This is a genomic window from Enterococcus ratti, assembly GCF_001886195.1.
Taxonomy (GTDB): Bacteria; Bacillota; Bacilli; order Lactobacillales; family Enterococcaceae; genus Enterococcus_B; species Enterococcus_B ratti.
Window position 1 is genome coordinate 111796 of sequence record NZ_JXLB01000009.1, and the last position, 7035, is coordinate 118830.

The window sequence follows — 7035 nt, forward strand, 5'->3', positions numbered from 1 at the left end:
CATTTTTTGATCCAAATCTCTAGTAATTGTTGACAAACGCTATATAATTAAAAATAATCTATAAATTTTTTAATATATTTATACGTATATTTTAATAAGAAGGTAGACATACGTATTTTAGTGTTTTAAAATTAATAGTATAAGAAAAAACTAGGTTTAAAAAATGGATAATTAGGAGGGAGAAATGAAACGATTACTCAATAAACAAAGTGCGAGACAACTGTCTTTACTAGAATTATTATGGGAAAATGAATGGCTTACGGTTTCAGAAATCGTCAAAGAAATTGGCGGTGGGGAAAAAACGATTCGTACAGATATCAAACAGTTAAATGAAATAATCGAACCCTTAAAAATAGAAACGTCATATAAATACGGAGTGTATTTAAATAAAGATTTAGGAATTTCTAAAGCATATCTTTATTCACTTTTTTTGCAAAAAAGTGTTGAATGTCAGATGCTTGAAACTATCTTTATAGATTCTGAAATTTCCAAAGGTGAGTTATGTGATCAATTATTTATTTCTGAAACACAATTAAATCGCCTACATAAAAAATTGAATATTTTTTTAAAAAAATACGATATAAGAATCACAAATAATTTGAAAATTATTGGCAATGAACGAAACATCCGAAAATTTTTTTCTAGCTTGATTTATGAAAAATACCTTACACCTGATTTTTTCTTTAAAAAAGAAGAATTTAAATTGATCGATACGGTGCTTAATAAATTTTATACGCAAAATAAAAGTCAATTAATTACAGAGGATCACTATCATTTTTTATTAAATAAATTGCGTATGAGAATATGGGTAGCAGCCTATCGGTGTAAAGCTGGCGCTTTTTTTCAACAAGAAAAAAGCTACTTTTGCTACTCGATGATTACAGAAGACGAAAATCTAAAAAAGCAGTGGCAATCTATTTTTGGCATAACTTTGTCGGATAAAATTTTATATAATTTATTTGAGTATTTTCATGCACCGATTGATTTAAGCAAAAAATGGTTTCAAATGGGAGTTAGCCAAGCTACTTTAAAAATTAGGCTTGAAAAAATGATTTCAACTATTCGTAAAGAACTAACAATTGACTGTTGGAATCAAGCTATTTTGATCCAAGCCATTTTGTGGAATAGTTTTCGTGCAATAGGACCTACTTTTATTTTAAACAATGTGGAAGAAGATTTTGTATTAGAATTAATGAAAGAAAGGCAAGACATTGTGTTAAGTATAAAAGAAAAATTGGCGGTAGTTTATGAAGGGATATCTCTTCATTCTTCTGATAAAAATAATATTTTTTATCAGTCCATTTATACATTAGTCTCACAATGGCCTGACTTACGAGCAGAAATACGTAAACCAATGGTTAAGATAAAAGCAGCTCTGCTTTTAGATGTATCATCCGGCCATTTAAAAATGTTAAAAGAAGAAATTGAGTATCATTTTAGAAATATATATGAAGTAGATATTTTACCACCTCTAAAGCAAACTTCTTTTAACCAATTGGTTTTTTACGACTGTGTGTTGACAAATGGGTTTAATAGCGATGAATTGGGAGATGTTGAAATAATTGGCGTACCTAATTATTTTGGTGAAGAGTTTATCAAAAAGTTACATCATTTTTTGATAAATAAAAAAGAAGAATTAAAATTATTTCGAAAAAATGTTTTGATCCAATAGCCAATAAAAAACATAAAAGAAAGTAAAAATAATAATATAAATAGTTGAAATTTTCCTAACAGATGGGGAGAAATAAACATAAACATAGTAGCGATATTTTTTTGAATTCAGAGTAATTTTTTCGTCAGCATTCCTTTTAAATAGTGTATTTTTTTGTTATTTTTCAATAAATATGTAGATAAGAGCTTTGATAGCAAATGTTATCTTAGCTCTTTTATTTTTTGCTTTACGTCTGTATCGGTATAAATAAAATAGTTATATGATAACAAATGAACAGATGAATCCAAAAATGGTGATTGGTATTTTACCAAGCGCTAGGTATATTAAGGTTATTTTTATAGAGAGTAGTGTGTTAAAAATAAAGGAAGCTCATATATTTATTACAAGAGGAGAGATGGAAGCTAAAATGAGAGAAATATTAGATGGACGTTTAAAACGTCAATTAAATATTTTAGAAATCCTTTGGGAAACAGAATGGATTACGACAGCTGAACTTGCAGAAAAAATTGATAGTTCAGAAAAAACCATTCGCAATGATCTTTCTCAAATCAATGAAATAATTGCACCGCTATCTATTGAAACTTCTTTTAGAGCCGGTATTATTTTAAAGAAAGATTTAACTACTCCTAAGTCATTTATCTATTCAAAAATACTTGAGAATAGTTTAGAATACACATTGCTTGAAACAATCTTCTTAAGAAAAGCTAGTTCAAAAGAAGAGCTTAGTGATATCCTTTATATTTCAGAAACCCAAGTATCTAGAGTGATTAATCGAATCAATCAGGAGATACGTTTTTTTGATTTTCAAATTACAAATCATATTGAAATTATAGGAAATGAAGGGAATATCAGAGATTTTTTTGCAATTTATTTTTCTGAAAAGTATCATTTACCTGAAAAACTAATTCAACAAGAAGAAATCAATTTAATTTCAGATATTATTGAAATGTTTATAAAAGAAAATACTGTTTGGGCAGTGGCTAATAACGATCATCATTTATTCTTAGGCAATATAAAGTTTCAACTATTCGTTTGCTTAGTACGTTTAAAACAAGGATACAAAATTGAAACGAATGAAATACCGTTTTGTTTTTCTCATTTAGTAAATGAAAAAAACATGGTAGAAAAAATACATACGATCTTTGATATGGAAGAAATGGAAGAAGAAAATTTAAAACAGCTGTTTTATGAATTTTACCAACCGATAAATCCAACTTCTCGATTTCATTCTGAAGGAATTGATATTGACTCGGTTTTTATAAAAAAACAAATTGGTCAGGTAATTACACTTTTAGAAGATCAGTTTGGTTTACTGTGTGACAATCGTGATAAATTAATTCATGATATTTATTGGACAACAATGAGTAGTATACGACCGACGTATATTTTATATGATAAAAAAACTGAATTTTTTGAAAACACTTTACGTTTGAGTCCTGACTTAGTGACTGCATTAAGGGATGAGTTTTTTGATATTTATTTTTCTCTTGGGAATCCATTTTTCTCTTATCTAGATGAAATGATTCATCAATCTATTTTTAAATTATTGACATCTTGGTCAGAGTTATGGATTCAAGTAAGAAAAAATAAGGCAAGTATTAAAGTTGCTCTTTTATTAGACAGCTCCTATGACCATATGCGTATGCTCAAAGAAGAAATTCAATTTTATTTTAGACAAAATATAAAAATCGAAATTATTAGTCCGTTTACTCGTATTCAAAAAGTGTATTTGCAAAAATTTGATTGTCTTTTAACAAATGTTTATTTTCCAGATTATTTTGGGATTCCAACGATTGGTATATCTAGTTATCTTGATGAGGATGTGATTGATAAATTAGTGGATTATTATCATCTAAAAATAAATGCAGAGATTGATTTATAAAAGAAGAACAAAAGGGAAAAGTACTTCTTTTTTATGAACTCTTTGTTATTTCTTTAGGTTATGGAACATCTTATTTTTATTAAGTATTGAACTGCTGCCTATTTACCAATCTATCGGTAAAACTTGGTTTTAAATATTCTTTATGTTTGAGCATAATAATAGGTGTGGAGGCTGCGTTGTTAAAGTAATTGGAGGTGAGTAGAAAAGTTAAAAAATTGATGTATTATTTGACAGGAGTTTTAATGTTATGCCTTTTCATTACAACAACCTGTCATGCACAAACCACAGACAAACAGAATATCCGAGTCGAAGCAACGATAGGACCATGGAATGCCAGCTCAAATAACAATGGAAATGGCGCAGATACAAAAGAAAAACCAAATATAACGATTCCACCGTCTAATTTAGGTTCTTCATCGAAACTTCCACAAACTGGCGAACAAGTGAGAGTATATACCTTGTTGCTTGGGCTGATGTTGTCCCTTTTCTCATTGGTAATGTTGTTTAATGTCAATCGAGAGAAAGAAAGAGAATATGTAATTTAAATTTTATTTTTTATGGAAATGATTATTAATTATTTTCAGTGAGGAGAGAGAATCAAATGAAGAAGTTAACGAATATTCTGCTGTTATCATCTGTTGTATTAGGTGGAATAAGTATTGGAGCAATGAACATATGTGCAGAAGAATTAGGTTGGCAGCCTGGTCAAGAAGACCCTACACCTGGGCAAACAATTAAAGGCGAAGAAAATGCTGACGTTGCTGTAAACGGCTGGGTGGGAGAGTGGACACCGGTTGATCCAGACGATCCATCATATATTGACATTACTGTACCAACAACGGTTCGCTATGCAAATGCAATGTCTGAAGATGGAAAAACACTTCCAGAAATTTTGTCTCCACTTTATACTATGACAAATAATTCTAATGCACGTAGAGTTATGGTAGAAGTATCTAACTTTGTGGAAGTTGGTAATTCTGGTGTTAAACAAAGTTTGTTTTTCACGCCATTAAATGAAGCTGGTGTCCGACTGCAGAGTGTTTCAGGACAATTTTTAAATACTCCTACTTATTTAACGACTATCGGAAAGTCTAAAAGTAAAGCGTTAAAATTTGAAGGAGAAATTTCTGAAGGTTTTAAAGCAGATGAAGTAGTGAAACCGACTTACACGATGACGCTTAATTTTACCGCTTTAAAAGATTAATAGAAACTGATTTCATTTTGTTTATATCATATACTTAGGGAAGTTTTCTGCATGAAGGAAACTTTCGCACATAGAAATAATTGAATTGGCTTTTATGTCTTTTCACTCAAGCAAAAATGAAATAGTTAGTTTTTTAAAGTCTATTAGCTATTAGTAGAATTTCATTATTGAAATTCTACTAATAGCGGCAAATCCTTAAAACATAGGAACGATAGAAATTAGTTGATAAGAGAACTTTTAATGGAGAGAATTTCTTGAGTATGTTTTTTTCTAAAAATAATTGAGCGGTTTGTCAAAAGATAAACGATTTGTTTTTGATTTAATTTGGAAAGGGAGATTTTTTAAATGGCACATATAAAAAACAAAAGAAAAAAACGCACATATATCCTTATAACCTTATCGATAATATTCTTAATATTAGGGGTTGGTGGATACTTTTATTTTAATCAATCTCCCCCACAAGTCGTTACTGGTCTTCCAGACGTAGACAAGAATATCTCCCAGTTAACTAATGATGATCTTTTAAAAAAGATGCAAGCAGAAGTAGATAAAGACAACGTGCGTATTTTATTGAAGCATGAAATTGAAGTGAATAAAGACGGGAAAGCTAATGTTGATATTCGAAACGTTGGAGTAAATGCTTATAATATTCAAGTAGAGTATTATTTAGCGGCGAATAAAAAGAAATTGTATGTTTCAGGTTTGATTCCACCTAATAACGGTATCGCGTCTGTTCCTTTTCAAAACATGCCTTCATCAGGAACACATAACTTAAAAATATACTACAAAGTATATGATAAAAAAGAATTGATTAATACAACCACTATTGATGGTGTACTTAAAATAAGTTAACGATCAGTGAATGCTGATTAAAATTTTCTTCCTAAAAAGATTATTAAATGCTTTGCACTTATTTTAATAGATTCTCTACATCAACTAATTATTATGGATCCTTTGCAAAGGATCCTTTTTTTATTTTTTGAGGTAAAAACAATTCTTTGTTGTAGAATAATTTCTTAGAAGAAAGCAAATCTGATCTGAGATGAATCATTCATTTTATAACTTGTAAAACCAATAAAATTACCTAGGAAATGGAATTTATCGGTTTGTTTTTCTTAGAAATATTTTATAAAATCTAATTAAGGAGTCAGTTAAGGTAAAAAAAGTGAGGGGGTATAAATATTAAGTCGATTATATTAGAAAAAACGAATTATCGATACGATGAATTAGAAAAAGTGCAAAGACATAATCAAAGAGAATCTTTTGAAACGCTAGTTGTATCTCCTGATAAAACTTCTTTAAATTATGATGTTTTAAATAAGAAAATGATTAGTTACAAAAATACAATTAGGCGTTATTTGACTCATCTACCTTCAAAAAAATCGATCCATTCTAATTGGATTGTGTTGATCGAGTGGCAAATTTTTTTCGATGAATCTTCATTAAATAAATTATCTGTTAGAGAAACAAAATTATATTTTTTACAGGTTGTTCAGACTTTCCAGAATTTTTATGGGATGTCTAATGTCATTTATGCGAATGTTCACTTTGATGAAAAAAAACCACACTTACATATCGGATTGATACCAATGAAAGAAGGGCGGCTCAATTCCACACATATTATTGCCAAATATAAAAATAGCGAATTAGAAACAGAATTATTAAATAAATTAGAAAAAGTTATTAAAAAAAGTAAAACGTCTATTGCTGGAAAAAATACTTCCAATGTACATATTGATTTAAAATCCACTGAACAGTATCAAGAATATAAAGAACTTTATCATAAACTGATTAACCAATCGATTTTACCTTCTGAAATAGAGATGAAAAAACCCGAGATTTCAATAAAGTCATTTTGTTTTGGTAAAAAAGGAAAGAAGAAACAAACAATTGAAGACTTAAGAAAAGAAAATGATTATTTAGAATCTTTGGTGAAGGAATTGAAATCTGAAAACAGTTATTTACTAAAGGTGATAAGAGATACAGAAAAGAATGTTGAACAATTAGAAAAACAGCTATGTATAAATTTTAAAATTTATGAGAAATATGAGAATAAAATGGATTTTAAAAATTACATGTAAAAGAGCGTGAAGTAAAAGTATTCTTTACTTCACGCTCTAAACACGAATAAACGTTGGGAGCAGAAGCAACTCCTTCGGAAATAATCCAAAATTCACAAAAATTTGAAAAATAATTTACGTGTATCCCTTCTTATTTCTCGGAATTAAACACTTCTGTCCCAGCCTCTTTTTAGTACCAGCCGTTAGCTAACCAGAA

At 29.1% G+C, this 7035-nt stretch carries 6 protein-coding genes; all 6 read left to right on the top strand.

Features of this window, described 5'->3' with window-relative positions; translation table 11 throughout:
• The first annotated feature begins 184 nt into the window (after positions 1–184).
• The 6 genes from RV14_RS05985 (at position 185) to RV14_RS06010 (ending at position 6839) form a co-directional block, all read left to right on the top strand.
• On the top strand, positions 185–1672 hold the full coding sequence (locus RV14_RS05985) for an AcpB/EbpR/MafR family transcriptional regulator (RefSeq protein ID WP_071855386.1): 1488 nt from the start codon (positions 185–187) through the stop codon (positions 1670–1672).
• Positions 1673–2066: 394 nt separating this feature from the next.
• Entirely contained in the window at positions 2067–3554 is a 1488-nt protein-coding gene (locus RV14_RS05990) for an AcpB/EbpR/MafR family transcriptional regulator (protein ID WP_245785478.1), read from the top strand.
• A 194-nt stretch (positions 3555–3748) separates the two neighbouring features.
• Complete coding sequence (locus RV14_RS05995; RefSeq protein WP_245785479.1) at positions 3749–4099, top strand: LPXTG cell wall anchor domain-containing protein; 351 nt, start codon at positions 3749–3751, stop codon at positions 4097–4099.
• A gap of 56 nt (positions 4100–4155) precedes the next feature.
• On the top strand, positions 4156–4758 hold the full coding sequence (locus tag RV14_RS06000; RefSeq protein ID WP_071855387.1) for a hypothetical protein: 603 nt from the start codon (positions 4156–4158) through the stop codon (positions 4756–4758).
• Positions 4759–5103: 345 nt separating this feature from the next.
• On the top strand, positions 5104–5610 hold the full coding sequence (locus RV14_RS06005) for a hypothetical protein (protein WP_071855388.1): 507 nt from the start codon (positions 5104–5106) through the stop codon (positions 5608–5610).
• Between the two features lie 341 nt (positions 5611–5951).
• Positions 5952–6839: a plasmid recombination protein gene (locus RV14_RS06010; RefSeq protein WP_084650314.1), complete on the top strand. Its 888-nt coding sequence runs from the start codon at positions 5952–5954 to the stop codon at positions 6837–6839.
• Positions 6840–7035 lie beyond the last annotated feature (196 nt).

What these genes read in the sequence shown, in the direction of transcription:
- RV14_RS05990 (WP_245785478.1), top strand. Translation starts at nt 2,067, where the DNA reads ATGGAAGCTAAAATGAGAGAAATATTAGATGGACGTTTAAAACGTCAA.
- RV14_RS05985 (WP_071855386.1), top strand. Translation starts at nt 185, where the DNA reads ATGAAACGATTACTCAATAAACAAAGTGCGAGACAACTGTCTTTACTA.
- RV14_RS06000 (WP_071855387.1), top strand. Translation starts at nt 4,156, where the DNA reads ATGAAGAAGTTAACGAATATTCTGCTGTTATCATCTGTTGTATTAGGT.
- RV14_RS06005 (WP_071855388.1), top strand. Translation starts at nt 5,104, where the DNA reads ATGGCACATATAAAAAACAAAAGAAAAAAACGCACATATATCCTTATA.